Raw genomic sequence first — 26,587 nt, 5'->3', positions numbered from 1 at the left:
CCCATGCTCGGCGGACTGCCCGGGGAGGGGGGAAGGGGAGTGGGTCAGGATTGCAGGGCCGGGATCACCTGGCGCTGGAAGAGCTCGAGCTGGTCGCGGTCGGTCGCGGCGAAGGGGAAGTAGCCGATCGCGTAGCCGAGGCCCTGGTCGCGCAGCGCCGTGAGGGTCTCGACGATCTGCTCCGGCGTCCCGACGAGGGGGCCGTTCCGCCACGACGCGATGCTGTCGTCCGCCTTCTCGGGGAAGTACCGGCGCGCGTGCTCCTCGACGCGGGCGAGGCGGTCCGCGACGTCCTGCTCGGTCTCGCCGATGACGACGTTGTAGTTGGCCGACCGCGTGATCTCCCCGAAGTCGCGGCCCAGGTCGCGGCAGTGCTGCTCGAGCACGGCGGACTTGTGGGCGAAGCCCTCCGGCGAGCCGTCGAAGTTCGTGTACTGGGCGTGCTGCGCCGCGATGCGCAGCGTCTTCTTCTCGCCGCCGCCCGCGATCCACAGGGGGATGCTCGGCACGGCACCCTCGCCGTCGACCGCCACGCGCTGCAGCGGCTGCGGGTAGCACAGCGCGCCGTCCACCTGGTAGCGCTGGCCCTCGAACGTGCCCGACGACCCCGTGCGCCACATGCGCGCCATGATCTGCACGCCCTCGTCGAGCGCGCGCAGGCGCTCGCCCGCGCTGGGGAAGCCGTACCCGTAGGCGCGCCACTCGTGCTCGTACCAGCCCGCGCCGATGCCCATCTCGAGGCGGCCGCCCGAGACGTGGTCGACCGTCGCGGCGACCTTCGCGAGGTAGGTCGGCTCGCGGTACGCCATGCACGTGCACATCTGGCCCAGGCGCACGCGCTGCGACGCCGCGGCGAACGCCGCCATGAGCGTCCACGCCTCGTGGGTCGCCTCGGTGCTCGGGGTCGGGGTCGTGTGGAAGTGGTCGTAGACCCACACCCCGTCCCACGCGAACTCGCCGCCGGGCAGGGGCTCGCCCGCCGCCGCGTTGTCGGCGTAGTGGAGCAGGGAGAGCATCGTCTTCCAGTGGTCCTCGGGCGCGACGTCGACGAGGTCGTAGCGCCAGCCCTGCGGGATGAAGAGTCCGAATCGCATGCTCGTCACCCTATGCGGGTCCGCGCGGCCCGCAGCGCGCCCGCGGGGACCGTCTCAACCCTCGGCCGTCCCGGCGGTCGTCGCCCCGGCCGGCTCGGCGCGGGCGCCGCGCAGGCGGCCTCGGCGCCCGATGGGCAGGATGAGGTCATGATCGAAGCCTGGTCCGTCGCCGACGTCCGCGCCGCCGAGGAGCCCCTGCTCGCCGCGGGCGTCCCGCTCATGGAGCGCGCGTCGTTCGCGCTCGCCACCGTCGTCGCGCGCGACCTCGCCCGACGGCGGTCGGTCGCCCTGCCCGACGGCGGCCGCCGCGACGGGCGCGTCACCGGCGCCCGGGCGGTGCTGCTCGTCGGCTCGGGCAACAACGGCGGGGACACGCTGCACGCGGGCGCGTACCTCGCGCGCCGCGGCGTCGAGGTGCTGGCTGTGCTCACGGGCGAGCACGCGCACGCCGGCGGTCTCGCGGCGCTCCGGGACGCGGGCGGGCGCGTCGAGGTGCTCGTGGGCAGCCCCGACGGCGCGGCGCACGGCGACCGCCACGACGACCACCACCGCGACCACCTCGACCCGCACGTCGCCGACCGGGTCGCTGCCCAGGCGGCGCGCGCCGACGTCGTGCTCGACGGCCTCGTCGGGATCGGCGCGCGCGGGGCGCTGCGCGGGGTCGCGGCCGACCTCGTGGAGCGCCTGACCGCGGTGCTCGACGGCGACCCCGCGCACGGTCCCGAAGGACTCGATCGGCCGTGGGTCGTCGCGGTGGACGCGCCGAGCGGCATCGGCGTCGACGACGGCACGGTGCCGGGCCCGGTGCTGCGCGCCGACCGCACGGTGACGTTCGGCGCCGCCAAGCCGGGGCTGCTCCTGCCGCCCGCGACGCACCTCGCGGGGCACGGCGCGGTCGTCGACATCGGGCTGCGCCTGGGCGCACCCGGCCCCCAGGCACCCGGCGCTGACGCACCCGGCCTTGGCGCACCGGCCCATGGTGCGCCCGCCCCCGGCGCACCCGGCCCCGACGCGCCCGCCCCGGACCGGGGGACCACGACGCCGGTCGTGCGCCGGCTCGAGCCGGCGGACGTCGCGGCCCTCTGGTCCGTGCCCGGCGCGACCGACCACAAGTACACGCGCGGCGTCGTCGGCGTCGTGGCGGGCACGCCGACCTTCCCGGGTGCCGCGGTGCTCGTCACCACCGCGGCCGTCCGCACGGGTCCGGGCATGGTGCGCTACGGCGGGCCCGACGACGCCACGCGCGCCGTCCTCGCGGCCCGACCCGAGGTGGTGCCCGCCGCGGGCCGCGTCCAGTCCTGGGTGCTGGGCCCGGGCGTCCCGGCGGTCCCCGGCCCGGGCGACGACCCGGTCGACGACGGCGGGCAGCACGAGCGCGCGCGGGCGGCGCTCGCCGACGCGACGGCGACCGACGCGACGACAACCGACGCGACGACAACCGACGCGACGCCGGAGCGCGTGCCCGCGGTCGTCGACGCGGGCGCTCTGTCCCTGCTGCCCGACCGCTGCCCGCCGTCGGTCGTGCTCACCCCGCACGCCGGGGAGCTCGCGACGCTCCTGCGGGCGCGTGGCGACGACGTGACGCGGACCGACGTCGAGGCCGAGCCGCTGCGGTGGGCGCGTCGCGCGCACGAGGCCACCGGCGCGACGGTGCTGCTCAAGGGGTCGGCGACGGTCGTCGTCGGGCCGGAGGGCGCGTGGTCGCAGGCGGACGCGCCCGCGTGGCTCGCGACCGCCGGGGCGGGCGACGTCCTCGCCGGGATCCTCGGCACGCTGCTCGCGGCGCACGCGGAGCGCGTCGTGCGGGAGCCGGGCCTCGCCGCGCGGCTTGCTGCGGCAGCCGCCGTCGTGCACGGTCTCGCCGCGGAGCGCGCGAACCCGGGCGGTCCCGTCGCGGCGCTCGACGTCGCGGACGCGGTCCCGGGGGTCGTCGCGGAGCTGCTCGCCGCGCGCTGACCGCGCAGACGGCGTGCCCCACCACGCGCCGACCGCGCCCACGGCGTGCCCCACCGCGCGCCGAGCACGCCGGTCGCGCCCGCGCGTCGACCACGCCGGTCGCGCCCACGCGACCGCACCGCCTGCGCACCCCACCGCACCCACGCGCGACGCGCACCGACCGCGGGGACGCCGCCGGTACCGTGGAGGGCGTGGTCCCCCTCCCCGTGCGCGACGGCCTCAACCCGACGCGCCTCGTGCTGCCGCACGACGCCGAGAGCGTCGCGCGGTACCCGCGCACCCTCGACTACGTGCGCCACCGCTTCCCCGACGACGCCGCGCGCCTCGCGGAGAAGGTCGCGGCGGGCGAGGTCGTCGACGGCCGCGGGCGCCCGGTGGACGCGCGCACGCCGTACGAGCCGCGCGGGTTCGTGTTCCTCTACCGCGACCCGCCCGTCGAGCCGGACGTGCCGTTCGAGGTCCGCGTGCTGCACCGCGACCGGGACCTGCTGGTCGTCGACAAGCCGCACTTCCTCGCGACCATCCCGCGCGGGGCGTACGTCGCGCGGTCGGTGCTGGTGCGGCTGCGCCGCGACCTCGACCTGCCCGAGCTCAGCCCGGCGCACCGCCTCGACCGGGTGACCGCGGGGGTCCTGCTGCTCACGCTGCGCCCGCAGGTGCGCGGGGCGTACCAGGAGCTCTTCGCGCGGCGCGAGGTGCGCAAGACCTACGAGGCGGTCGCGCCGTGGGACGCGTCGCTCGACCTCCCCGCGACCGTGCGCAGCCGCATCGTCAAGCGCCGCGGCGTCATGCGGGCCGAGGAGGTGGACGGCGAGCCCAACGCCGAGAGCCGCGTCGACGTCGTCGAGACCGACCCGGCGCGCGGGCTCGCGCGGTACCGGCTCGAGCCGCACAGCGGCCGGACGCACCAGCTCCGCCTGCACATGGCGCGGCTCGGCGTGCCGATCGTGCACGACAACTTCTACCCCGAGCCGTACGACGTCTCGCCCGAGGACTACTCGCGCCCGCTCCAGCTCGTGTCGAGGTCGCTCGCGTTCACGGACCCGTTCACGGGCCGCGAGCGCCGCTTCGCGACGGACCGCGCGCTCTCCGCGTGGTGACGCGCGGGTGAGAGAATCGACGACCGTGAGCGACACCCAGCGCACGACCTCTCCCGGCACACCCGCCGGCACACCCGCCGGCGCCCCCGGCACCGTCCCGACCGGCGCCCGGGCGGGCTCCCTCGCGGGCCCCGCCCCGACGTCCCGCACGAGCGGCTCCGACGGCCCGGACCCCCGCGCCTACCCGGCCCGCGCCGTCGTCGACCTGGCGGCGGTGCGCGACAACGTGCGGGCGCTCGCGGACCTCGCGCCGTCGTCCGAGGTGATGGCCGTGGTCAAGGCGGACGCGTACGGGCACGGGCTCGTCGCGAGCGCGCTCGGGGCGCTCGCGGGCGGTGCGACGTGGCTCGGGACGGCGCAGCCGGGCGAGGCGCTCGCGCTGCGGGCGGCGGGCGTCGGCCCGGACCGGGCGCGCGTGCTCACGTGGCTGTACCCGCCGGGCGCGCCGCTGCGCGACCTCGTGGAGGCGGACGTCGACGTGTCGCTCGCGGCGCGCTGGGCCGTGGACGAGGTCGTCGCGGCGGCGCGGGCCGCGGGCCGGACCGCCCGGGTGCACCTCGCGGTCGACACGGGCCTGGGCCGCAACGGGATCATGCCGGCGGACCTGCCGGACGTGCTCGACGCCGTGGCGCGCGCCGAGGCGGAGGGTGCCGTGCGCGTCGTCGGCATGTGGTCGCACCTGGCGTTCGCGGACGAGCCCGGCCACCCGACCGTCGTCGCGCAGGCCGACGTCTTCGACGAGGCCGTGCGCGAGGCCGCCCGGGCGGGCGTCGTGCCGGAGCTGCGCCACCTCGCGAACTCCGCCGCGACGCTCACCGCCCCCCGCACCCACTACGACCTCGTGCGCCCGGGCCTGGCCGCGTACGGGATGACGCCCGTGCCGCAGCTCGGGCCGCCGTCGCGGTTCGGCCTGCGCCCCGCGATGACGCTCGAGGCGCGCCTCGCGACGGTCAAGCGCGTGCCCGGCGGTCACGGCGTCTCCTACTCGCACCACTACACGACGCCGCAGGACACGACGCTCGGCGTCGTGCCGCTCGGCTACGGCGACGGGATCCCGCGCCACGCGTCGGGCGGCGGGCCCGCGGGCGCGCCGGGCGGGCCGGTGCTCGTCGGCGCCCGGCCCGGAGAGCCCGGCGGGCGCGTCGTGCGCGTCGCGGGCCGGGTCTGCATGGACCAGCTCGTGCTCGACCTCGGCCCGGACGCGACCGAGCGCGCGGGCGACGTCGTCACGCTGTTCGGCGCGGGCGACGGCGTGGCGCGTGGCGGGGTCCCCACGGCCGAGGACTGGGCGCAGGCGGGGGGCACCATCAGCTACGAGATCACGACGCGCCTCGGTGCGCGCGTGCCGCGCGAGCACGTGGGGACGCACGTGCTCGACGACGGCGCGCGGGCGCTCCTGGCGCGCGACCCGAGCACGCACGACAGCACGGAAAGGACGGTCCGCGCGTGAGCGACGACCCGAACCACTCGATCCCGGCGCCCGCCGCCGGGGGGACCGCGTCCGACGACGCGCCGGGCGGCGTCGTCGTGCTGCCCGACGCCGAGACGACCCGCGCGTTCGGCCGCGCCCTCGCCGCGGTGCTGCGCGCGGGCGACCTGGTGATCCTCACGGGCGACCTCGGGGCGGGGAAGACGACGCTCACCCAGGGGATCGGGGCGGGGCTCGGCGTGCGCGGCCAGGTCGCGTCCCCGACGTTCATCGTCGCGCGCGAGCACCCGTCCGTCGTCGGGGGCCCGGCCCTCGTGCACGTGGACGCGTACCGCCTGGGGTCGCTCGACGAGGTCGACGCGCTCGACCTCGACTCGAGCCTGGACGAGTCGGTGACGGTCGTCGAGTGGGGCAGCGGCCTCGTCGAGGCGCTCGCGGGCGACCGCCTGGAGATCGTGCTCGAGCGCCCGCGCGGCGGGGTCGGCGCGGAGCAGGGCCCGGACGACGACGCCCCCGAGGCGGGGGAGCGGCGCGTGACCGTGCGCGGCGTGGGGGCACGCTGGGCCGGTCTCGACGTCGCCGCGCTGACCCCGTAGCGCCCGGCGACGAGGGCGGCCCCGCTCCCGGCCGTAGGCTGGAGCCGTGGCTGTTCTCGCGCTCGACACCTCCGCCTCCGTCACCGTCGCCGTCGTCTCCGACGACGGCGCTCGTCTCGCCCGCCGCGACGCGCCCGAGCGTCGCCGGCACGCCGAGGCGCTCGCCCCGCTCGTCGAGGCGGCGCTCGCCGAGGCCGGCGTCGACCGCCGCGACCTCACGGCCGTCGCCGTCGGGACGGGCCCGGCGCCGTTCACCGGCCTGCGGGTCGGGCTCGTCACCGCCCGCGCCCTGGGCTTCGCGCTCGGCGTCCCCGTGCTGGGCGTCCCGAGCCTCGACGCCGTCGCCGCGCAGGCCGTGAGCGACCTCGGCCTCGTGCCCGACGACGAGCTCCTCGTCGCGACCGACGCCCGCCGTCGCGAGGTCTACTGGGCGCGGTACCGCGTCGTCGCGCACGAGGGGCCGCACGCGGTCCCCGTGCTCGAGACCGTCGCGGGGCCCGACGTCGGCCCCGCCGCCGACGTCGCGACGCACGCCGCGGGCGCCGTCGTGGTCGGGGAGGGCGCCGAGCTGTACCCCGACGCGCTCGACGTCGCGCAGGACGCGCCGCAGGTCCCCGACGCCGCCGTGCTCGCGCGCCTCGCGATCGCGCGCCGGGCGGCCGGGCTCGAGCAGCCGACCGAGCCGCTGTACCTGCGCCGCCCCGACGTCCAGGAGGTCGCGGCGCGCAAGCGCGTGAGCGACGCGTCGCCGGAGCGGTCGCGATGAGCACGCGGTCGTACGAGATCCGGCTGCGGCCCCTCAAGGCCGCGGACCTCGACCGCGTCGTCGAGCTCGAGCGCGAGCTGTTCGGGCGCGGCGCGTGGACCTACGGGATGCTCGCCGACGAGCTCGCCGGGTTCGGGCGGTGGTACGTCGCCGCGGAGCCCGTGCGGCTCTACGCCGCGGGGCCCCAGCCGCTCGTCGGGTACGCGGGCCTGTGGTTCGACGGCGACGTCACCCAGGTCATGACCATCGGCGTCGACCCGGCGTTCCAGCACCAGGGCGTGGGCTCGGTGCTCCTGGAGGCGCTGGTCGAGCGGTCGCGCGAGCTCGGGGCGAGCGCCGTGCTGCTCGAGGTGCGCGTCGACAACGACCCCGCGCTCGCGCTCTACGCGAAGCACGGGTTCGAGCAGCTGGGGATCCGCAAGCGGTACTACCAGCCCGAGGACGTGGACGCGTACACGATGCGGCTCGAGCTGGGCGCCCCGCCGCCGCGTGACGAGCCGGACTACGGGACGGCGTCCGCCGACGTGGTCGCGTGACGGGCGACCTCGCGCGGCGCGACCGGGTGCTCGTCGACGCGCGCGGCCTCGCCGCGGCGCTCGCGGGCGACCGCCCGCCCGTCGTGCTCGACGTGCGGTGGGCGCTGGGCGTCACCGACGGGCGCGAGCAGCACCGCGCCGCGCACGTGCCGGGCGCGGTGTACGTGGACCTGGAGACGGAGCTCGCGGCGCCGCCGTCGCCCGCCGCGGGACGCCACCCGCTGCCGGAGCCGGGCGACCTGCAGGCGGCGGCACGGCGCTGGGGCGTCCGCGCCGACCGCGGCGTCGTCGTCTACGACGCCGTGGGCGGCACGTCGGCCGCGCGCGCCTGGTGGCTGCTGCGCTGGGCGGGCCACGACGACGTCCGCCTCCTCGACGGCGGCCTGCCCGCGTGGCGCGCGGCGGGGTACCCGACCGAGCCGGGCGACGTGCGGCCCGAGCCGGGCGACGTCGTCGTCTCCCCGGGCGGGATGCCGGTGCTGGACGCCGACGGCGCGGCCCGGCTCGCGGCGTCGGGCGTGCTGCTTGATGCGCGCGCGGGCGAGCGGTACCGCGGGGAGGTCGAGCCCGTCGACCCGCGGGCCGGCCACGTCCCGGGCGCGGTGAGCGCCCCGACGACGGGCAACCTCGCCGCCGACGGGACGTTCCTCGACCCGGAGGCGCTCCGCGCGCGCTTCGTCGCGCTCGGGGTGGCCACGCAGCCTGGGAGCACGACCGCGAGCGCCGCAGGGGACAGCGCGGCGTCGCGTCCCGTCGGGGTGTACTGCGGCTCGGGCGTCACCGCCGCGCACGAGGTCGCCGCGCTCGCGACGCTCGGCGTCGACGCGGCGCTCTACGCGGGGTCGTGGTCGCAGTGGTCCAACGACCCCGACCGGCCCGTCGCGACCTGACGCACGCCGCCCTCCCGGACCGAGGAGCGCGCGCAGCCCCCGGACGCGACGAGGCGGCACCCCGGTGGGGTGCCGCCTCGGCTCGGAGGTGCGAGACGGGACTCAGAGGACCTCGGCGACCTGGTGGAAGTCGAGGCGCGCCTGGCGCGGGAAGTGCGCGCCCTCGTCGGCCGGGTAGCCCACGTTGATCGCGACGAGCGTGCGCCAGCCGGACTCGCCGAAGAACTCGGCGTCGATCCCGGCGGCGTCGAAGCCCGTCATGGGGCCCACGGACAGGCCGGCGGCGCGCAGCCCGACGATGAGGTAGCCGATCTGGATGAGGGCGTTGGTGCGGGCCATGCCCTCGCGCAGGTCCGCCTGCGGGTCGAGCTGCTCGGCGATGCCCTCGCGGAACGGCGCGAGCGTGCCGAGGTGCTGGTGGAACGACGGGTCGGCGGCGGCGACGATCGTCACCGGCGCGGCGAGCGTCTTGTCGCGGTTGAAGTCCGCCATGTGCGCGCCGAGGCGCTGCTTCGCCTCGGGAGTGCGGACGACGAGCAGCCGCAGCGGGAGGGTGTTCATCGCGGTGGGCGCCCAGCGGACGAGGTCCCAGGCTGCCTGGATCTGCGCGTCGGTGACGGGCTCGTCCGAGAACGCGTGCGTGGTGTGCGCCGCGCGGAACAGGCGGTCCGCGGCCTGCGCGTCGATCGCGAGCTGGTCGGCCTGCTCGCTCGGCGCGGCAGAGGACTCGATGAGGGTGTCGGTGCTCATGACTGGGACAAACAGTTGAACCCTTGATCATCTTCCGAACAGACGGTGTGACGTGCGCGACACGGACGGTCCGGCCCGCGCGCGCGACTACCCTGGAGGCCATGGTCCCCACTGCTCCCGCGAGCTCCGGCGAGCCCCTGGTGCTCGGCATCGAGACGTCCTGCGACGAGACGGGCGTGGCGCTCGTCCGCGGTCGCGAGCTGCTCGTCGACACGGTCGCGAGCTCCATGGACGAGCACGCGCGCTACGGCGGGATCATCCCCGAGGTCGCGTCGCGCGCCCACCTCGAGGCGATGATCCCCACGCTCGAGCGCACGCTCGGCACGGCCGACGTCGACCTCTCCGAGGTCGACGCGATCGCCGTGACCGCCGGGCCGGGCCTCGTCGGCCCGCTGACCATCGGCGCCTCCGCCGCGAAGGCCCTCGCGCTCGCGCTCGGCAAGCCGCTCTACGGCGTGAACCACGTCATCGGCCACGCGGCCGTCGACGAGCTCGTGCACGGCGCGTTCCCCGAGCGCGTCATGGCGCTCGTCGTGTCCGGCGGGCACAGCTCGCTCCTGCTCGTGGACGACGTCGCGACGTCGGTCACCGAGCTCGGCTCGACGCTCGACGACGCCGCGGGCGAGGCGTTCGACAAGGTCGGGCGCCTGCTCGGCCTGCCGTACCCCGGCGGCCCGCACATCGACCGCCTCGCGCGCGAGGGCGACCCCACGGCGATCCGGTTCCCGCGGGGCCTCACCGCGCGCAAGGACCAGGAGAAGCACGCGTACGACTTCTCCTTCTCCGGCCTCAAGACGGCCGTCGCGCGCTGGGTCGAGGCCCGCCAGGACGCGGGGGAGGAGATCCCCGTGCACGACGTCGCCGCCTCCTTCGCGGAGTCCGTCGCCGACGTCCTCACCGCGAAGACCATCGCCGCGTGCGAGCGGCACGGCGTCTCGACGCTCGTCGTCGGCGGCGGGTTCAGCGCGAACTCCCAGCTGCGCGACATGGCCGCGGAGCGCTGCGCGGAGGCGGGCATCGAGCTGCGCATCCCGCCGATCCGCTACTGCACCGACAACGGGGCGATGATCGCGGCGCTCGGCTCGGCCGTCGTGCGGGCGGGCGTCGCACCGTCGAGCCTCGACATCGGCGTCGACTCGTCGATGCCGCTCACCGTCACGCACGTGTGACGGCCCGGCCGGGTCACAGGGGCCGGCCGGCCCGCATCTCGGCGACGAGCGAGCGCACGACGGCGTCCAGCTCGCCCCCGTGGCGCCGCGCCACCGCGCGCTGCCGCTGGTAGGACGCGCCGCGCCGCACGATGGTGCGCACGCCGTCGAGCTCGTCGAGGCACCCGAGGCGCGCCGCGACGGGCTCGAGCTCGACGAGCAGCCGCCCCACGGCGTCGGTCACGAGCTCCTCGTTGCCCTCGCGGTCGAGGATGATGATCGCGTCCATGCCGTAGCGCGCCGAGCGCCACTTGTTCTCCTGCGCGTACCACGGCGGGATGCTCGGCAGCTCACGCCCCTCGTCGAGCATCGTCGAGAAGTGCTCGACGAGGCAGTGCGTGAGCGCGGCCAGCGCCAGGAGCTCGGAGATGTTCGTGACGCCGTCGCAGATGCGCGTCTCGAGCGTGCCGAACTGCGGCGCGGGCCGCAGGTCCCATCGCACCTCGTCGAACGCGTCGATGACGCCGGTGTGCAGCATGTCGGCGACGTACCCCTCGAGCTCCTCCCACGTCCCGAACTGGAACGGCAGGCCCGCGGTCGGCAGCTGCTGGAACATCAGCGCGCGGTTCGACGCGTAGCCGGTGTCCTTGCCGCCCCAGAACGGCGAGCTCGCGGAGAGCGACTGGAGGTGGGCGAACGTCGTGAGCATCGCGCGCTGGATCGGCAGCACCTTGGCGCGGTCCTCGATGCCGACGTGCACGTGCACCCCGTAGATGAGCATCTGCCGTCCCCACCACTGGGTGCGGTCGATGAGCGTGGTGTAGCGCTGCTTGTCGGTGACCTTCTGCTGCGCCCAGCGCGCGAACGGGTGCGTGCCCGCGCTCATGAGCTCGACGCGCAGCGGGTCCGTCACGGCGCGCAGCTCCTCGACCGAGCGCTGCAGGTCGCGGCCGGCCTCGCCCACCGTGCGGCACACGCCGCTCACGACCTCGACCGTGTTGAGCAGGAGCTCCTGCTTGATCGACGGGTGCGGGCCGCCGTCGGCCGGGCGCACGGCGTCGAGCACGGTCTGCGCGACCTGCCGCAGGTCGCCCGAGTCGGCGTCGACGAGCGCGAGCTCCCACTCGAGCCCGACGGTCGAGCGCTCCGAGCGCGCGAAGGGGATCGCCGTGCGGCGCGGGAGGGCGCTCACCGGGGCCCGTCCTGCCCGGCGCCGGCCGGGGGAGCGGAGAGCGGCTCGACGACGAGCACCTGCTGGGAGCCGCCGACGCGCGTGAGGACGATCGTCGCCGTCGCGTCGCCCGTGAGGGCGAGCTGCCGCCGGAGCTGCTCCGGCGTGACGGCGGTGCCCCGCTTCTTGATCGTCAGACGACCGACGCCGCGCTCGCGCAGGTACGAGCGCAGCCGCTTGAGGCCGAACGGCATGGTGTCGAGCACGCGGTAGCCGCGCGCGAGCCCGTCCGCGAGCCCCGTCGCGTCGAGCGGCGCGGGGGAGTCGGTGGTCACGTACGCGATGGTCCGGTCGAGCAGGCGTCCGCCCAGCCCGCGCGCCGCGTGCGCGACGAGCCCCGCCCGGATCACGGCGCCGTCGGGCTCGTAGAGGTACTGCCCGACGGCGCCCACCTCGGGCACCACGTCCGCGTCGCCCGGGCGGTGGGCGATCCGGCGGGTCGTGGTGCGCGCGGTCCCGTCGGGCCCGGTCCACGACGACAGGACGAGCGCCGAGCGGCCCGGTCCCTCGGGCGCGAGCGGGCCGAACCAGAGCCCGGCCTCCACGACGTCCCCGTCGACCGACACCCACTCGGTCTCGGCGTCCTCGGGCAGTCCGGCGTGGGGGATGCCCGGGCCGACCTTGATCCCGACCGCGGGCACACGCTCGCGCAGCGCCCACACCGCGTCGAGCGGCGGGGCGTAGGCCTTCGGGTCGAACACGCGCGTGCCGGCGCGGGTGCGGCGTGCCGGGTCGGCGTACACGCCCTCGATCCGCTCGCCCTCCAGGTCGAGCGCGAGCCCGTCGCCGTGGCGCACCTCGGCCTCGGGGAAGTGGCGCAGGTTGACGGTCGCGATCGCCGCGGTGAGCTCGTCGACGTCGGTCGCGAGCACCTCGAGCTCCGCGGCGGCGAACGCGAGCGCGTCGACGCCGATCCCGCTCGTGAGGTCCGCGACGCGCCGGATCCCCGCCTCCTGGTACCGCCGGGCGTGCAGGCCCGCGACGACGAGCCGGCTCGCCTGCTCCAGCCCCGCCTGCGTGAACAGCATGCCGTCGGCGAACGCGCCGAGCTTGCCGTGCGCCGCGGCGCGCAGCCGGGACTGGGTGAGGGCCGCGGCGGCCAGGTCCGGGTCGACGCCCTTCGCGCGCAGCCCTGCCGCGAGCACGAGCGCCTGCTGCTCGTCGTACGGCGGGAGCGCGCCGAGCAGGGCCCAGCCCTCGGGGCTGAGCAGCTTGGTGAGCGTGGCGGCGTCCATGGCGTCGATCCTTCCACGGGGGCCGGGGACCACGCGCAGCCGGGGCCCGGTCGTCCGCAGGGCGGACGTTGGCACTCGCCTTGACCGAGTGCTAACCGGGACCTAGATTTGAGACGTGCCGCCACCGCTCGCGGAGGCGGCACCACGTGCGACCAGGCTGTCCGGCACCCGCGACGACGGCCAGCCGGTGCGCTCGACCCATCCGTTGCAGTTCTCACCGCGAAAGGGGAGGTCCGACGTGTCGGTCCCCATCAAGCCGCTCGAGGACCGGATCGTCGTGAAGGCCCTCGAGGCCGAGACCACGACCGCATCCGGCCTGGTCATCCCGGACACCGCCAAGGAGAAGCCCCAGGAGGGCGAGGTCCTGGCCGTCGGTCCGGGCCGTGTCGACGACAACGGCAACCGCGTCCCGCTCGACGTGACCGTCGGCGACAAGGTCATCTACAGCAAGTACGGCGGCACCGAGGTCAAGTACGGCGGCGAGGACTACCTCGTCCTGTCCGCGCGCGACATCCTCGCCGTGGTGGTCGGCTGACGCCGACCCGGTTCAGCAGCAGGGCCCCGCGACCGTCGGTCGCGGGGCCCTGCTGCGTTCCGTGGCCGGTCGCCCCACCGGTGGTCCCACGGGTCGTGCGCACGTGCGCCCGGTACGACGTCGGACCGGGGCCGTGCAGGTCTGCTGGTGGCGCGGAGGCACCGAGGTGGTGCCCGGGAGAGGGTGCGTCAGCCGGTGCGGCGGGCGCCGCCCGCGAGGATGGCGGCGCGCTCGTCCTCGCTCAGGCCGCCCCACACCCCGTACGGCTCGCGCACGCGGAGCGACTGCTCGCGGCACTGCATCATCACGGGGCACGAGTGGCAGATCGCCTTCGCGGCCTCCGCTCGCCGTCGTCGCGTCGAGCCGCGCTCACCTTCGGGGTGGAAGAACAACGTGTCGTCCGCGTCGCGGCACGAACCCTGGTACTGCCATTCCCACAGCTCCATGACGGGCCCGGGGAGCCTCGAGATCTCTGCCATGCCGAACAACCTACAAGCGTTGCAAGACTTGTTCAAGTCCCCTGTGAGGAAAAAGTGAACGAGCAGGTTGAACCGCTCGTGGAGCGGTGCGAGGGGGGTCAACCGCGTCGGCCGCTCTGGGCGCGCTGACGCGATCCGCGGCGTCCGGCGCGTTTGCGCGTGCAGCGAACAAATACGGCGCGGGTGTGGCGCGAAGGGTGCACGACTGTGACCTCTACGAGGTGGCGAGACGGGTGCCCGCTCGGCAGAATCGATCCATGACCTCAGTCCGGTCCGCCCCCGACCCCGAGGGAGCCCGACCGAGCATGACCTCGTCTCCCGGCCTCGCCGTCGCCGCCGTCGCGCGCCGGCTCGGCGTCGCGCCCGCGACCCTGCGCACCTGGGACCGTCGCTACGGCCTCGGCCCCTCGCAGCACCGGGCCGGCTCCCACCGGCGCTACACCGACGACGACGTCGCTCGCCTCGTCGTGATGCGCCGTCTCACGCTCGACGGCGTCGCGCCCGCCGACGCGGCCCGCGCCGCGCTCGCCGCCGACGAGGAGGAGCTCGCCGCGAACCGTGGCGCGATCTCCTTCGACGACCGCGGCGCCGACGGCGCGGGCGACCTCGACGCCGACGAGCCCGAGGCCGACGACGAGGCGCCCGAGCCGCCGCCGTCGCGCCCGTTCCTGCGTGCCGTCCCGGGGGGCGAGCCCGCACGGGGCGCCGGCCCCCGCCCGGTCGGCGTCCGGGAGGGGCCGCGGCCCACGCGCGTCTCCGACGTCGTCGACGCCGCGATCGCCTACGACCAGCGCGCGTGCGACCGGCTGCTGCGCATCCCGACGGGCGGCGACCCGGCCGCGTGGTGGTCCGACCTCGTCGAGCCCGCGCTCGAGCGGCTGGCCGAGCGCACGGTGCTCGCCGGCCCGGGCGAGGTGCCCGAGGTCGTGCTCGCCAACGCGACGCTCGTCGCGCTGCGCGAGTACACGCAGGCGAGCGAGGACGCGATCGTGGCCGCCGGGGGACCGCCCCGGAACCACCCGAGCCGCATGCGGCGGATCGTGCTCGTGTTCGCGGCGCCCGACGAGCCGCTCCCGCTGGCCGCGCACGCGCTCGCCGCGTCGCTCGCCTCCCACGGTGCGATGGCGCGGATCGTCACCGGGCCCGCGAACGTGCACCGCACGCTCGAGATCGTGACGATGGTGCGGCCGTCCGCCGTCGCCATGGTGACCACGCAGGCGCGCCCCGACCTGGGCATCGTGCACGCCGCGCACGACGCGAACCCGAGCCTGCCGTTCTTCGTGGGGCTCCCGAGCGACCAGGCCGCGGAGGAGCTCCCGCTCGCCGCGACCGTCCACCGGGTGCGCAGCTTCACGGGCCTCCTGCACGAGCTCCTCGCCGTCGTGCGCTGAGCCGTCCGCGGGACCGGTCGGCCATGCGGGTCGCGCGCCCACGCGTCCACGTGCCTCCCGCCCGTCCGTGCCTCCCGGGCCCGGGCGGGCGGGAATACGGCGAGGGCCCCCGGCGTAGAATCCTGGTGTGACCGCCTCGCCCGTCCCCGCCGCCGTCCCCGACCGTGACCCCTTCGGATTCCTGGGTCTCACCTACGACGACGTCCTGCTGCAGCCCGGCTACTCGGACCTGGCGCCGTCGGACATCGACACCACGACGCGCCTGACGCGCGAGATCTCGATCCGCGTGCCGCTCGTCTCGGCGGCCATGGACACCGTCACCGAGTCGCGCATGGCCATCGCGATGGCGCGCCAGGGCGGCATCGGCGTGCTGCACCGCAACCTCTCGATCGAGGACCAGGCGCTCCAGGTGGACCTGGTGAAGCGCACGCAGACGGGCATCATCGACAACCCGGTGACCATCGGCCCGGACGCGACGCTCGAGGAGCTCGACAAGACCGCGGGCGAGTACCGGATCTCCGGCTTTCCGGTCCTCGACGCCGAGCGCCGCCTCATCGGCATGGTGACCAACCGCGACCTGCGCTTCACGCCCGTCGCCGAGTGGGCGACGACGAAGGTCGACGAGGTCATGACGCCCCAGCCGCTCATCACGGGCCCGGCGGGCATCTCCCGCGAGGAGGCGACCGCGCTCCTGCGCAAGCACAAGCTCGAGCGCCTGCCGCTCGTCGACGCGGACGGCCGCCTCACCGGGCTCATCACGGTCAAGGACTTCGTCAAGTCCGAGCAGTTCCCCAACGCGTCGAAGGACGGCCAGGGCCGCCTGCTCGTCGGCGCCGCGATCGGCTACTTCGGCGACGCGTGGCAGCGTGCCACGACGCTCATCGACGCGGGCGTCGACGTGCTGGTCGCGGACACGGCGCACGGCAACGTCCGGATGCTCATCGAGATGGTCGCGCGCCTCAAGTCCGACCCGGCGACGCGCGACGTCCAGGTGATCGGCGGCAACGTCGCGACGCGCGAGGGCGCGCAGGCGTTCGTCGACGCGGGCGCGGACGCGGTCAAGGTCGGCGTCGGGCCGGGCTCGATCTGCACCACGCGCATCGTCACGGGCGTCGGCGTCCCGCAGGTGACCGCCGTCTACGAGGCGTCGCTCGCCGCGCGCCCGGCCGGGGTCCCGGTCATCGCCGACGGCGGCATGCGCCACTCGGGCGAGATCGGGAAGGCGATCGTCGCGGGCGCGGAGACGGTGATGCTCGGCTCGATGCTCGCGGGCACCGAGGAGTCCCCGGGCGAGACGATCCTCGTCAAGGGCAAGCAGTACAAGGCGTACCGCGGCATGGGTTCCATGGGCGCCATGTCCTCGCGCGGCAAGAAGTCGTACTCGAAGGACCGCTACTTCCAGGCCGAGGTCACGAGCGACGACATGATCGTCCCCGAGGGCGTCGAGGGCCAGGTGCCCTACAAGGGGTCGCTCGGCACCGTGGCGCACCAGCTCGTCGGCGGCCTGCACCAGACGATGTTCTACGTCGGCGCCCGCACCGTGCCGGAGCTCCAGGAGAAGGGGCGCTTCATCCGCATCACGTCGGCGTCGCTCAAGGAGAGCCACCCGCACGACGTGCAGATGACGGTCGAGGCCCCCAACTACACGGGCTTCTGAGCGCGCAGCACCACGACCGACGGCCCGGCACCATCCTCACGGGGTGGTGCCGGGCCGTCGTCGTCCCGTCAGCGCTGCGTGCGGTGGGCGGTCACGACGCCATGACGCGCGCGTGCAGCGCCTGGACGGCGTAGCGCGCGGCCCAGAACGCGCCGTGCTGCCAGGCCGAGATCTCAGACATCCAGTCGCCCGCGAAGTACACGTTCCCGGCGCCCTGCTGCAGGAGCTTGAACCGGGACGACTGCGTGTTCGGGTACGCCCACGCGCCCTCGATGTAGGGCACCTTGTGCCACGCGATGGAGAACGAGCTCTCGAGCTCCGTCCGGTACTTCTCGCCGTGGATCTTCACGCCCTGCTCGACGGCGCGCATCTCCCGCTGCCGCGGCGTCATGTCCGCGTAGGCGCGCGCGTTCGCGCCGGTGTTGTAGTAGCCCACGACGAGCCCGCGGCGCTCCCCGTAGCCGTAGGACGGGTACCAGACGTGGGCGAGGTCCATGTCGGTCTCGGTGATGCCGCCGTAGATCCGGTGGTCGTCCTCCCAGAACCGCGACCGGTACTGCAGCCCGATCTTGCCCGCGGGCGACCCGACGGCGAACTCGCCGAGCGCGGCGTCGACGTCGGGCCCCCAGTTCGTGTCCCAGCGGCGCATGAGCCCCGCGGGCGCCGAGACGACGGCGAAGTCGGCGTCGATCCGCCGCGCCTTGCCGTTGTGGGCGGTGTACGTGACCGAGACGCCGCGCGGCGTGTTCTTCACCGCGGTGACGGGCGAGCTGAGCTGGACGTTCTGCTTGCCGATCGCCCTGACGAAGTAGTCGTAGGTCGTGTCCATGCCGCCCTTGGGCTGGAACATGAGCATCGACTGCTCCCAGTTGATCTCGAACGGGAAGTACTGCCCGACCTTCGAGGCGAGCACCTCCGACACCGAGCCCGGGCCGGGCAGGGGCGTGCCGTGCTCGTTCCACGCGGACGGGTAGACCGCGTACCCGCGGTTGTTCCCGCCCCGGTAGCTCCCGTCGGCCTGGAGCGAGCCCCACGACCGGAGGAACGCGCGCAGGTTCTCCTTGTCCGCGGCGGTGAGCTTCTGGTCCAGCGCTCCCTGGTCGGTCGCGTAGCTGAGCAGCTCGGACGTGTAGCCGAACACGTCGGCCTTCGCGGTGCGGTACCGGACCGGGTTGCCGGGGGTCGCGCCGGAGCGCTCGTTGTAGAGGTAGGCGTCCGCGTTGGCGTTGGTGAACACCTCGTAGGGGACGCCGAGCTCGCGCAGGTAGTCCATGGTGACCATCCACTGGGCGATGCGCCCCGCGCCCGCGTTCATGTAGACGCCGTCGGCGAACCGCGCCTTCTGCGTGACGCCGTTGACGTCCGTCTCCGCGTCGCCGCCGCGTATCGTCAGCGTCCGGCCGCCGACGCGGTGCCGCGCCTCGAGCACCGTGACGCGGTAGCCGGCCTTCTGCAGCTCGTACGCCGTGGCCAGGCCCGCCGGCCCGGCGCCGACGACGACGACCTTCTTCGCGGAGCGGCCCGTGAGGCTGAAGTCGCTGCCCCGCGGCGGTGTCCACGACTCGTTCCGCGGCTGGGCGGCGGCCGTCGGGGCGAGGCCCACCGCGCCCATCGTCGCGAACATGACGCCGGCGCTGGAGCCGACCCCGACGGCCTGGAGGAAGTTGCGGCGCGAGACGCCGGTCGTCTTCTCGTCAGTGACCATGTGGCTGGAGCCCTCTCGTCCACGGCCTGACGGGCGGGGAGCCCGGCCCACGATGCCGGGTGCCGCCGTCAGCACCGGGGCCGACGCTAGGGACGTGTCGTCGCGAGCACGGGTCCGGCGCGTTTCGCGTCGGTCAACGGTTCACGGCTCTCGTAAACGTCTCGTGTCGCGGCCCTCGGCCGCGCCCGCGGGGCGTCGCGCCGTGGCGACGGGCACGCGGCGGGACCGGCGACGACCCGACACGTCGCCGTCACGGCGCGGAAACGGAGGCTGGCTAGCGTCGCGGCCCCGGCGGTCCTCGCGACCGGCCGGAGCCCGGGCGCCAGGGTGGCGCCCGTCGTCCCCCTGGGAGGCCTGCATGAAGAACCGCACCAAGGTCGTCGTCGCCGTCGCCCTCACCGCCGCCGTCGCCGTCCCCGGCACCGCCGTCGCCGCCGGGAGGCTCTTCGAGCCGAGGCCGACCGAGGCCCACTCCTTCGTCACCGGCGACACCCCGTCCATCGCCGACGGCGTCGCGATCGGGAAGAACGTCGCCTGGTACAAGTCGTCCGGCCTCGGTCCCGCCGCGATGAACACGACGCCCGGCGCGACCGCCGAGCAGCGCTACGTCCCGACCGACGTCTTCCCCGGCGGCGTCCTGCCGGCCGGCGTGACGATCACGGAGGCGCAGGGCATCAACGTCCTCATGCGGATCGGGGAGAACCTCGAGCGGGCCGGGCTGTCCTACGACGACGTCGTCTCCATGCGGGTGTTCCTCCAGAACCCCGCCGGCCAGGAGAAGATGGACTTCGCCGGCTGGAACCGCGCCTACCGCCAGTTCTTCGCGAACACGAACCTCGCGACCGGCGCGACGCTCGAGGTCCAGCTCGGCTCGGCCCGGACGGCGCCCATGGTGGTCAACGGGGCCCGGCCGTCGCGCTTCGCGCTCGAGATCGAGAACCTGCCGGTCGACGGCTGGCTCGTCGAGGTGGAGGTCGACGCCGTCTACCCGAAGTGACGACGACGGGCCGCCCTCCCGCAGGAGGGCGGCCCGTCGTGGTCGTGCCCGCGTCGTGGGCACGGAGGGCCCGAGGGCCCGCGGGCGCCGAGCGTGGCGAGGGGTCAGTCGCGGAACGTCTCGATGTTCGCGCCGAGCTCGCGCAGGCGCTCGGTGAGGCCCTCGTAGCCGCGCGCGATGATGTCGACGCCGCGCAGGACGGAGGTGCCCTTCGCGGCGAGCATCGCGAGCAGGATGACGACGGCGGGGCGCAGGGCGGGCGGGCAGCTCACCTCGGCGCCGGACCAGCGCGTCGGGCCCGCCACCTGGAGTCGGTGGGCGTCCAGGAGCCGCACGTCGGCGCCGAGCCGCGTGAGGTCGGTGAGGTGGATGGCGCGGCCCTCGTACACCCAGTCGTGGATGAGCGTCGTGCCCTGCGCGTTCGCGGCGATGACCGCGAAGAACGGCAGGTTGTCGATGTTGAGGCCGGGGAACGGCATGGGGTGGATCTTGTCGATCGGCGCGTGCAGCTCGCTGGGGTGCACCGTGACGTCGACCAGGCGCGAACGGCCGTTGCGCGCCACGTACTCGGCGCTCTGCGTGTACCGCAGGCCCATCTCGGCGAGCGTCGCGAGCTCGATCTCCATGAACTCGATCGGGACGCGGGCCACGGTGATCTCCGAGCCGGTGACGATGCCCGCGGTGAGCAGGCTCATCGCCTCGACCGGGTCCTCCGAGACGGCGTACTCCACGTCCACGTCGATGTCGGTGCGGCCGTGCACGCGCAGGGTCGTCGTGCCGATGCCCTCGACCTGCACGCCGAGCAGCTCGAGGTAGAAGCAGAGGTCCTGCACCATGTAGTTGGAGCTGGCGTTGCGGATCGTCGTCACGCCGTCGCGGCGGGCCGCGGCCATGAGCGCGTTCTCGGTGACGGTGTCGCCGCGCTCGGTGAGCACGACCGACAGGTCCGTGCCCGACGCCGGGGCGACGGTCGCGTGGTAGTTCCCGCCTGTCGCGGTGACGGCCAGGCCGAAGGGCCGCAGGGCGATCATGTGCGGCTCGACGGTGCGCGTCCCGAGGTCGCAGCCGCCCGCGTACGGGAGCTCGAAGGTGTCCCGCAGCCCGAGCAGCGGCCCGAGGAACATGATGATCGAGCGCGTGCGGCGCGCGGCGTCCACGTCGATCGCGGCCAGGTCGAGGCGCTCCGGCACGACGATCTCGAGGTCCCGGCCGCCCGTCGTCCACGTGGCCCGCACGCCGATGGAGCGCAGCACGTCGACGATGCGGTCGACCTCGACGATGCGGGCCACGCCGCGCAGGGTGGTGCGGCCGCGGTTGAGGAGCGAGGCGCACAGCAGCGCGACCGCGCCGTTCTTGGAGGAGTTCACCTCGATGCGGCCGGAGAGGGTGTGGCCGCCCTGGACGCGCAGGTGCGCGTGCTTGGGGCCGCCGAGGCTGATGATCTCGGAGTCGAGCGCGAGGCCGATGCGGTTGAGCATCTCCAGGCTGAGGTTCTGCGAGCCCTGCTCGATGCGGTGCACGGCGCTCTGGCTCGTGCCGAGCCGCTCCGCGAGCTGGGTCTGGGTGAGACCCCGGTTCTGGCGGGCGCCGCGGATGAGCGCGCCGACCTGCGTGAGAGGTGCGTCGTCGATCGCTGTCATGAGAGCGACGATAACTCATGGATGAGATATCGACGCGGCGACGGGCGGCCCCAGGCCCGCGACCATGCCTTCATCACACGACCTTCACCCGCATCATGAGATATGCCACGCAGGTGGCGCCGCGGGTGTGTGCCCGGGTCAGCCCGGCCAGCGCCCGTCCGCGCCGGCGCCGACGTAGGGCTGGTCGCGGTCCGGGTCCAGGGCGTCGACCCACCGCCGGTGCGCGACGACCTGCAGGTCGTGCAGCGCGACCGGGCCGAGCCCGGCCAGGTCCGGGTACGCGCGGGCGAGCGCGTCGAGCAGGTCGAGCGTCGCGAGCACGTCCCCGTCCGCCGTGTGCAGGGGCCCGACGTCGAGCACCTCGTAGCGCGCGCACAGGTCGACGAGCCGGCGCTTGCCCTCGCGGGCCGGGTCCCACGCCCGGTCGAGCACGAGCGGGTCGAGCACCGGCCGCACGGGCCGCCCCAGGCGCGCGGCGAGCGTCGGCAGCCCGTGCCGCAGGAGCTCGGTGTCGAGGATCGCGAGGTCGAACGCGGCGTTGTAGGCGACGAGGGGGACGCCGTCGCGCTGGGCGTCGACGACGAGCGTCGCGATCTCGTCGAGCGCGACGGCGGGGGCCGACCCGTGCGCCGTGGCGTGCGCGGTCGTGATGCCGTGGATCCCCGTGGCCTCCGCCGGGATCTCGACGCCCGGGTCCAGGAGCCACGTACGGACGTGCGTGGCGCCCGGCTCGCGGAGCACGAGCGCGGCGGTGACGACGCGGTCGACGTCGACGTCGAGGCCCGTGGTCTCGGTGTCGAGACCGAGCAGCGGTCCCGCCGTCCAGGGCGTCGTCGTCATGGTCCACCTCTGCCGTCCGGTCGGGGCCCGGGGCGCCCGGCGCTCCCGTCGTCGCCGGACGTCCCGGCGACGAGCGTCACCCTGCCAGCGCCCACCCACACGGTGGTCGGTGCAGGTGACGGGCACGGCCCGCCGGTAGGCTGACCCGGTGAGCAACGAGATCGAGATCGGACGTGGCAAGCGCGGTCGGCGCGCGTTCTCCTTCGACGACGTCGCCGTCGTGCCCTCGCGGCGCACGCGCGACCCGGAGGAGGTGTCGGTCGGCTGGCAGATCGACGCCTACCACTTCGACCTGCCGATCCTCGCGGCACCCATGGACTCGGTCATGAGCCCGGCGACCGCCGTCGCGCTCGGCAACCACGGCGGCCTCGGCGTCCTCGACCTCGAGGGCCTGTGGACGCGCTACGACGACCCGACCGCGCTCCTCGAGGAGATCGCCGGGCTCGAGCCGCTCGAGGCGACGCGCCGCATGCAGGAGATCTACGCCGAGCCCATCAAGGCCGACCTCATCACGCAGCGCCTCAAGGAGATCCGCGCGGCGGGCGTCACCGTCGCCGCGGCCCTGTCGCCGCAGCGCACCCAGGAGCACTACCAGACGGTGGTCGACGCGGGCGTCGACCTGTTCGTCATCCGCGGCACGACGGTCTCCGCCGAGCACGTGTCCGGCGTCGCCGAGCCGCTCAACCTCAAGCGCTTCATCTACGAGCTCGACGTCCCGGTCGTCGTGGGCGGCGCGTCCACGTACACCGCGGCGCTGCACCTCATGCGCACGGGCGCCGCGGGCGTCCTCGTCGGCTTCGGCGGCGGCGCCGCCCACACCACGCGCGTCTCGCTCGGCATCCACGCGCCCATGGCGACCGCGGTCGCGGACGTCGCGGCGGCCCGCCGCGACTACCTCGACGAGTCGGGCGGCCGCTACGTGCACGTCATAGCGGACGGCGGCGTCGGCCGCTCGGGCGACCTCGTCAAGGCGGTCGCGTGCGGCGCCGACGCGGTGATGCTCGGCGCGGCGCTCGCGCGGGCCGAGGAGGCGCCGGGCAAGGGCTGGCACTGGGGCTCGGAGGCCCACCACGCCCAGCTCCCGCGCGGCGAGCGCGTGCGCGTCGGCACGGCCGGCACCCTCGAGGAGATCCTCTTCGGGCCGGGCCGCCAGGCGGACGGCACGCTCAACCTCGTCGGCGCGCTCCGCCGGGCCATGGCGACGACCGGGTACTCGGACCTCAAGGAGTTCCAGCGCGTCGAGGTCGTCGTCTCTCCGTACCAGCCCCGCTGAGCCCGCCGTGGCCGGACGCATCGCCGACGGTCCGCGCCTGACGCACGCCGGCGACGGCGCGCCGGGCGGCAACGGCTCCGTGCCCGCCGCGGGCGCGGGCCGCCCGGAGACTGACGTCGCGGACGCGGTCTCGACGGAGGCCCCCACCGACCTGGTCTTCACCGAGGTCGAGGACGCCGACGTCGAGGCGGTCGTCGCGCTGTGGCGGGAGTGCGGGCTCACCCGGCCCTGGAACGACCCGTACCGCGACCTCGCCGACGCCCGCCTGGGCGAGACCTCGACGGTGCTCGTGGGTCGCGCGACGCGCGACCTGCCCACGGTGGCCCCGGGCGGTGCTCCCGAGGCGCCCGGGGTCGCGGCCGGGGAGCTCGTCGCGACGGCGATGGCCGGCGTGGACGGGCACCGTGGCTGGCTCTACTACGTAGCGGTCGACCCGCGCGTCCAGGGGCGCGGCACGGGCCGTGCGACGGTCGTGGTGGCGGAGGCGTGGCTCGCCGCGCAGGGCGCGCGGGCCGTGCGCCTCATGGTGCGCTCCACGAACGACGCGGTGCGCGGCTTCTACGAGCGCCTGGGGTACGCGGACCAGGAGTGCGTCGTGCTCGGCCGCCCGCTCGGCGCCCCGGACGCCCGCGACGCCGGACGATGACCCCCGCCGCGTGGCGGCCGGACGACGACGAGCTCGCCGCCCTCGAGACCGAGCACCGCGCGCGCGTCGCCGCGCTCGACCCGCTCGTGGCGGTCCCCGCTCTCGGTGCCACCGCGGGCGACGAGCGTCTCCTCGCCGTGCGGCTCCCGGACGGCTCCCGGGCCGCGGGGCTCCTCGGCGTCGGGGACGTCGGACCCGGCTCCGCGGCGGCAGGGTTCCGCGCGCTGCGCGAGCACCGGCTGCGGGCGCGCGCGGCGGGACCGGACGTGGGCGGCGCGGTCCGCGCGCTCGTCGCGGCCTGGACGGCGCGCGTCGCGCGCGACCCGGGCAGCGCACCGGCGGGCGACGGGCTGCCCGAGCGGGGCCCCGCACCCCGCGACCACGGTCTGGCGCTCCTGTGGCCGAGCCGCGACGTCGAGGCCGTGGGCGCCCTCGCGGCGAGCGGCCTGCGCCCGACCGTGCACCTCGCTGCCCGTCGCGGCGCCCCGCCGGCCCGGCCCCGCGCCGACCTCCCCGGCATCGTGCTGACCGACGCCGGCCCGGACGACGTGGCCGCCGTCGTCGAGCACCAGCGCGCCGAGCTCGCGTACGACGAGCTCGTGGGCGCGGCCCGCGTCCGGCCGCTCGCGGCCGAGCACCTCGCCGCCCAGGTCGCCGCCGCCGTCGAGAACCCGCGCACCACGGTCCTCGTGGCGCGCCACCAGGGGCCGGGGGAGCGGACGGGCGAGGTCGTGGGCGTCGTCGCGGTCGAGCCGTCGGAGCGCTCCGGGGCCGTGGCCGGGACCGTCACGGCGGGGCCGGTCGCCTACCTCGTCCTGCTGCACGTGACGGGCAGCGCGCGCGGTACCGGGGTCGGCGGGACCCTCGTCGACGCGGCGCTCGCCCGCGTGCACGAGCAGGCCGGGCCGGGCGCCGTCGTCGTGCTGCACCACGGCGTGCTCAACCCGCTGTCCGCGCCTTTCTGGGCGCGGCAGGGCTTCCGGCCCGTGCTCACCACGTGGGAGCAGCCCGTCGACGCGCTGTCAGCGCCACGACGTAGCCTGTCCCCATGACGAGCTCATCCGGCACACGCGGCTCCGGGCGCGGCGACGGCGCCGCGCTGGACGGCCTGATCGACCCCGAGAACCCGGCCGCGACCTACGTCCTCGAGCCGGAGGTCGTGGCCCCCCTCGCGCAGCGCGTCGTCACGAGCAACGAGGCGGGCATGCACCGCTCCGTCCTGCCGTCCACGGGAGCCCCGCTCGCCGCGGTCCCCGTCTCGTCCGTCGAGGACGTCGCCCGTGCCGTGGCACGCGCGCGGGCCGCGCAGCCGGCCTGGGCAGCCCGCTCGGTGCGCGAGCGCGCGGCGGTGCTGCGGCGCTTCGGCGAGCTCGTGCTCGCGCGCCAGTCGGACGGCCTCGACCTCATCCAGATGGAGTCCGGCAAGTCGCGGCGCAGCGCGTTCGAGGAGGTCGCGGACGTCGCGATCCTCACGCGCCACTACGCCCAGCGCGGCCCGCGCTACCTCGCCGACCGGCGGGCGCCGGGGATGCTGCCCGTGCTCACCGGCACGCGCGTGCACCGTCGTCCTGTGGGCGTGGTCGGCGTCATCGCGCCGTGGAACTACCCGCTGACGCTCGCGTTCGCCGAGGCCGTGCCCGCGCTCGTGGCGGGGAACGCCGTCGTGCTCAAGCCGGACCCGCAGACGACGCTCACCGCGCTGTGGGGCGCGGAGCTGCTCGAGGAGGCGGGGCTGCCCGCCGACCTGTTCCTCGTCGTCGCGGGCGGGGGAGACGTCGGCGCCGCGGTGACCGACCACGTGGACCACATCGCGTTCACGGGCTCGACGGCCACCGGCCGCAAGGTCGCCGCACGCGCGGGGGAGCGCCTCATCGGTGCGACGCTCGAGCTCGGTGGCAAGAACCCGCTCTACGTCGCGGCCGACGCCGACGTGCGCGCCGCCGCGCGTGGCGCCGTGCGCGCGTGCTTCTCCAACTCCGGCCAGCTCTGCGTGTCGATCGAGCGGCTCGTGCTGCACGAGGACGTCGCGGACGCGTTCCTCGACGAGTTCGTGCCCCTCGTGCGTGAGATGCGTCTCGGCGCCGGGCTCGACTACTCGGCGGACATGGGGTCGCTCACGTCGCAGGCGCAGCTCGACCGCGTGGTCGCCCACGTCGAGGACGCCATCGCGCGCGGCGCGCGCGTCCTCGCGGGCGGCGTGCACCGGGCGGACATCGGCCCGTGGTTCTACGCGCCCACCGTCCTCGACGACGTGCCCGACGACGCGGCGTGCGCGCGCGAGGAGACGTTCGGCCCGGTCGTCTCCGTGCGCCGGGTCGCGAGCGACGACGAGGCCGTCGAGGTCATGAACGACACCGAGTACGGGCTCAACGCGAGCGTGTGGACGCGCGACGCCGCCCGGGGCCGCCGGATCGCGGCCCGCGTCGAGGCGGGGACGGTCAACGTCAACGACGGCTACTCCGCGACGTGGGGGTCCGTCGGGGCGCCGATGGGCGGGTTCAAGGCGTCGGGCCTCGGGCGCCGCCACGGGCGCGAGGGGATCGAGGCGCTCACCGAGGCGCAGACGATCTCCGTGCAGCGCGGCGCGAACCAGGGCCTCACGCTCGACACGCTCTACCAGCTCGGCGGGGAGCTGCCGAGCAAGGTCCTCACGTCGGCGCTCGACGTCATGCGTCGCCTGCGGCTGCCCTGAC

24 protein-coding genes are annotated in these 26,587 nt (G+C 75.5%); 16 read left to right on the top strand and 8 right to left on the bottom strand.

Going from position 1 to position 26,587, the window contains the following annotated elements:
- Window positions 1-44: 44 nt before the first annotated feature.
- On the bottom strand, window positions 45-1,094 hold the full coding sequence (locus B9L22_RS01085; protein ID WP_086149595.1) for a TIGR03560 family F420-dependent LLM class oxidoreductase: 1,050 nt from the start codon (window positions 1,092-1,094) through the stop codon (window positions 45-47).
- Window positions 1,095-1,241: 147 nt separating this feature from the next.
- On the opposite strand from B9L22_RS01085, the gene B9L22_RS01080 reads away from it, so the two are divergent.
- The 7 genes from B9L22_RS01080 to B9L22_RS01050 all read left to right on the top strand — a co-directional run bounded on the left by B9L22_RS01080 (window position 1,242) and on the right by B9L22_RS01050 (window position 8,367).
- Window positions 1,242-3,050, top strand: coding sequence for a bifunctional ADP-dependent NAD(P)H-hydrate dehydratase/NAD(P)H-hydrate epimerase (locus B9L22_RS01080; RefSeq protein WP_086148950.1), 1,809 nt, complete (start codon window positions 1,242-1,244; stop codon window positions 3,048-3,050).
- Window positions 3,051-3,241: 191 nt separating this feature from the next.
- Window positions 3,242-4,150, top strand: coding sequence for a pseudouridine synthase (locus tag B9L22_RS01075; RefSeq protein WP_031315756.1), 909 nt, complete (start codon window positions 3,242-3,244; stop codon window positions 4,148-4,150).
- A 205-nt stretch (window positions 4,151-4,355) separates the two neighbouring features.
- Entirely contained in the window at window positions 4,356-5,600 is a 1,245-nt protein-coding gene (gene alr, locus B9L22_RS01070; RefSeq protein WP_198947218.1) for an alanine racemase, read from the top strand.
- Between the two features lie 20 nt (window positions 5,601-5,620).
- On the top strand, window positions 5,621-6,175 hold the full coding sequence (tsaE, locus tag B9L22_RS01065; protein WP_198947217.1) for a tRNA (adenosine(37)-N6)-threonylcarbamoyltransferase complex ATPase subunit type 1 TsaE: 555 nt from the start codon (window positions 5,621-5,623) through the stop codon (window positions 6,173-6,175).
- A 46-nt stretch (window positions 6,176-6,221) separates the two neighbouring features.
- A complete protein-coding gene (gene tsaB, locus B9L22_RS01060) occupies window positions 6,222-6,941 on the top strand; it encodes a tRNA (adenosine(37)-N6)-threonylcarbamoyltransferase complex dimerization subunit type 1 TsaB (RefSeq protein WP_086148947.1) in 720 nt (239 codons plus the stop codon).
- Window positions 6,938-7,477: a ribosomal protein S18-alanine N-acetyltransferase gene (gene rimI, locus B9L22_RS01055; protein ID WP_086148946.1), complete on the top strand. Its 540-nt coding sequence runs from the start codon at window positions 6,938-6,940 to the stop codon at window positions 7,475-7,477. The genes tsaB and rimI overlap by 4 nt, the downstream gene beginning before the upstream one ends.
- Window positions 7,474-8,367: a sulfurtransferase gene (locus tag B9L22_RS01050; protein WP_086148945.1), complete on the top strand. Its 894-nt coding sequence runs from the start codon at window positions 7,474-7,476 to the stop codon at window positions 8,365-8,367. The genes rimI and B9L22_RS01050 overlap by 4 nt, the downstream gene beginning before the upstream one ends.
- Window positions 8,368-8,469: 102 nt before the next feature.
- On the opposite strand, the gene B9L22_RS01045 is transcribed toward B9L22_RS01050, so the two are convergent.
- Complete coding sequence (locus B9L22_RS01045) at window positions 8,470-9,117, bottom strand: malonic semialdehyde reductase (RefSeq protein ID WP_021482305.1); 648 nt, start codon at window positions 9,115-9,117, stop codon at window positions 8,470-8,472.
- Window positions 9,118-9,218: 101 nt separating this feature from the next.
- Here B9L22_RS01045 and tsaD point away from each other — a divergent pair, with 101 nt between their 5' ends.
- Window positions 9,219-10,286 carry a tRNA (adenosine(37)-N6)-threonylcarbamoyltransferase complex transferase subunit TsaD gene (gene tsaD, locus B9L22_RS01040; RefSeq protein ID WP_043655819.1) on the top strand — a complete coding sequence of 356 codons (1,068 nt, stop codon included), beginning with the start codon at window positions 9,219-9,221 and terminating at the stop codon, window positions 10,284-10,286.
- A gap of 13 nt (window positions 10,287-10,299) precedes the next feature.
- Here the strand turns inward: tsaD and B9L22_RS01035 are convergent, their stop codons facing one another.
- Window positions 10,300-11,457 (bottom strand): glutamate--cysteine ligase, encoded by a 1,158-nt coding sequence (locus B9L22_RS01035; protein ID WP_021482303.1) that lies wholly within the window; start codon window positions 11,455-11,457, stop codon window positions 10,300-10,302.
- Window positions 11,454-12,731 carry an SAM-dependent methyltransferase gene (locus B9L22_RS01030; protein ID WP_076405093.1) on the bottom strand — a complete coding sequence of 426 codons (1,278 nt, stop codon included), beginning with the start codon at window positions 12,729-12,731 and terminating at the stop codon, window positions 11,454-11,456. The genes B9L22_RS01035 and B9L22_RS01030 overlap by 4 nt, the downstream gene beginning before the upstream one ends.
- Window positions 12,732-12,969: 238 nt before the next feature.
- On the opposite strand from B9L22_RS01030, the gene groES reads away from it, so the two are divergent.
- The gene (groES, locus tag B9L22_RS01025) at window positions 12,970-13,266 is read left to right on the top strand and encodes a co-chaperone GroES (RefSeq protein ID WP_021482870.1); all 297 of its coding nucleotides are present in this window, start codon (window positions 12,970-12,972) and stop codon (window positions 13,264-13,266) included.
- Window positions 13,267-13,454: 188 nt separating this feature from the next.
- On the opposite strand, the gene B9L22_RS01020 is transcribed toward groES, so the two are convergent.
- Window positions 13,455-13,745: a WhiB family transcriptional regulator gene (locus B9L22_RS01020; protein WP_031316449.1), complete on the bottom strand. Its 291-nt coding sequence runs from the start codon at window positions 13,743-13,745 to the stop codon at window positions 13,455-13,457.
- A 257-nt stretch (window positions 13,746-14,002) separates the two neighbouring features.
- Between B9L22_RS01020 and B9L22_RS01015 the strand changes: the two genes are divergently transcribed.
- Window positions 14,003-15,136 (top strand): MerR family transcriptional regulator, encoded by a 1,134-nt coding sequence (locus tag B9L22_RS01015; protein WP_086148944.1) that lies wholly within the window; start codon window positions 14,003-14,005, stop codon window positions 15,134-15,136.
- 127 nt (window positions 15,137-15,263) lie between these two features.
- Window positions 15,264-16,793 carry an IMP dehydrogenase gene (guaB, locus tag B9L22_RS01010; protein ID WP_021479849.1) on the top strand — a complete coding sequence of 510 codons (1,530 nt, stop codon included), beginning with the start codon at window positions 15,264-15,266 and terminating at the stop codon, window positions 16,791-16,793.
- Between the two features lie 91 nt (window positions 16,794-16,884).
- Here guaB and B9L22_RS01005 read toward each other — a convergent pair whose 3' ends face one another.
- A complete protein-coding gene (locus B9L22_RS01005) occupies window positions 16,885-18,498 on the bottom strand; it encodes an FAD-dependent oxidoreductase (protein WP_086148943.1) in 1,614 nt (537 codons plus the stop codon).
- Between the two features lie 358 nt (window positions 18,499-18,856).
- On the opposite strand from B9L22_RS01005, the gene B9L22_RS01000 reads away from it, so the two are divergent.
- Window positions 18,857-19,495: a Rid family hydrolase gene (locus B9L22_RS01000; RefSeq protein WP_086148942.1), complete on the top strand. Its 639-nt coding sequence runs from the start codon at window positions 18,857-18,859 to the stop codon at window positions 19,493-19,495.
- Between the two features lie 104 nt (window positions 19,496-19,599).
- On the opposite strand, the gene B9L22_RS00995 is transcribed toward B9L22_RS01000, so the two are convergent.
- Together B9L22_RS00995 and B9L22_RS00990 are read right to left on the bottom strand one after the other, a co-directional pair.
- Window positions 19,600-21,135, bottom strand: coding sequence for a UDP-N-acetylglucosamine 1-carboxyvinyltransferase (locus B9L22_RS00995; RefSeq protein ID WP_198947174.1), 1,536 nt, complete (start codon window positions 21,133-21,135; stop codon window positions 19,600-19,602).
- Window positions 21,136-21,273: 138 nt separating this feature from the next.
- Entirely contained in the window at window positions 21,274-21,975 is a 702-nt protein-coding gene (locus B9L22_RS00990; protein WP_086148941.1) for an exonuclease domain-containing protein, read from the bottom strand.
- A gap of 148 nt (window positions 21,976-22,123) precedes the next feature.
- Between B9L22_RS00990 and B9L22_RS00985 the strand changes: the two genes are divergently transcribed.
- From B9L22_RS00985 to B9L22_RS00970, 4 genes are read left to right on the top strand one after another with little or no spacing between them, the layout of a single operon-like run.
- Window positions 22,124-23,248, top strand: a complete 1,125-nt coding sequence (locus tag B9L22_RS00985) for a GuaB3 family IMP dehydrogenase-related protein (protein ID WP_034653983.1) — start codon at window positions 22,124-22,126, stop codon at window positions 23,246-23,248.
- Between the two features lie 7 nt (window positions 23,249-23,255).
- Complete coding sequence (locus B9L22_RS00980) at window positions 23,256-23,894, top strand: GNAT family N-acetyltransferase (RefSeq protein WP_369824778.1); 639 nt, start codon at window positions 23,256-23,258, stop codon at window positions 23,892-23,894.
- A complete protein-coding gene (locus B9L22_RS00975; RefSeq protein ID WP_086148940.1) occupies window positions 23,891-24,946 on the top strand; it encodes a GNAT family N-acetyltransferase in 1,056 nt (351 codons plus the stop codon). Before B9L22_RS00980 ends, B9L22_RS00975 begins: the two co-directional genes overlap by 4 nt.
- The gene (locus tag B9L22_RS00970; protein ID WP_086148939.1) at window positions 24,943-26,586 is read left to right on the top strand and encodes a succinic semialdehyde dehydrogenase; all 1,644 of its coding nucleotides are present in this window, start codon (window positions 24,943-24,945) and stop codon (window positions 26,584-26,586) included. The genes B9L22_RS00975 and B9L22_RS00970 overlap by 4 nt, the downstream gene beginning before the upstream one ends.
- Window position 26,587 lies beyond the last annotated feature (1 nt).

The organism is Cellulosimicrobium sp. KWT-B, assembly GCF_002127155.1.
Classification (GTDB): Bacteria; Actinomycetota; Actinomycetes; order Actinomycetales; family Cellulomonadaceae; genus Cellulosimicrobium; species Cellulosimicrobium funkei.
This window is presented reverse-complemented; position numbering and strand designations above follow the sequence as displayed.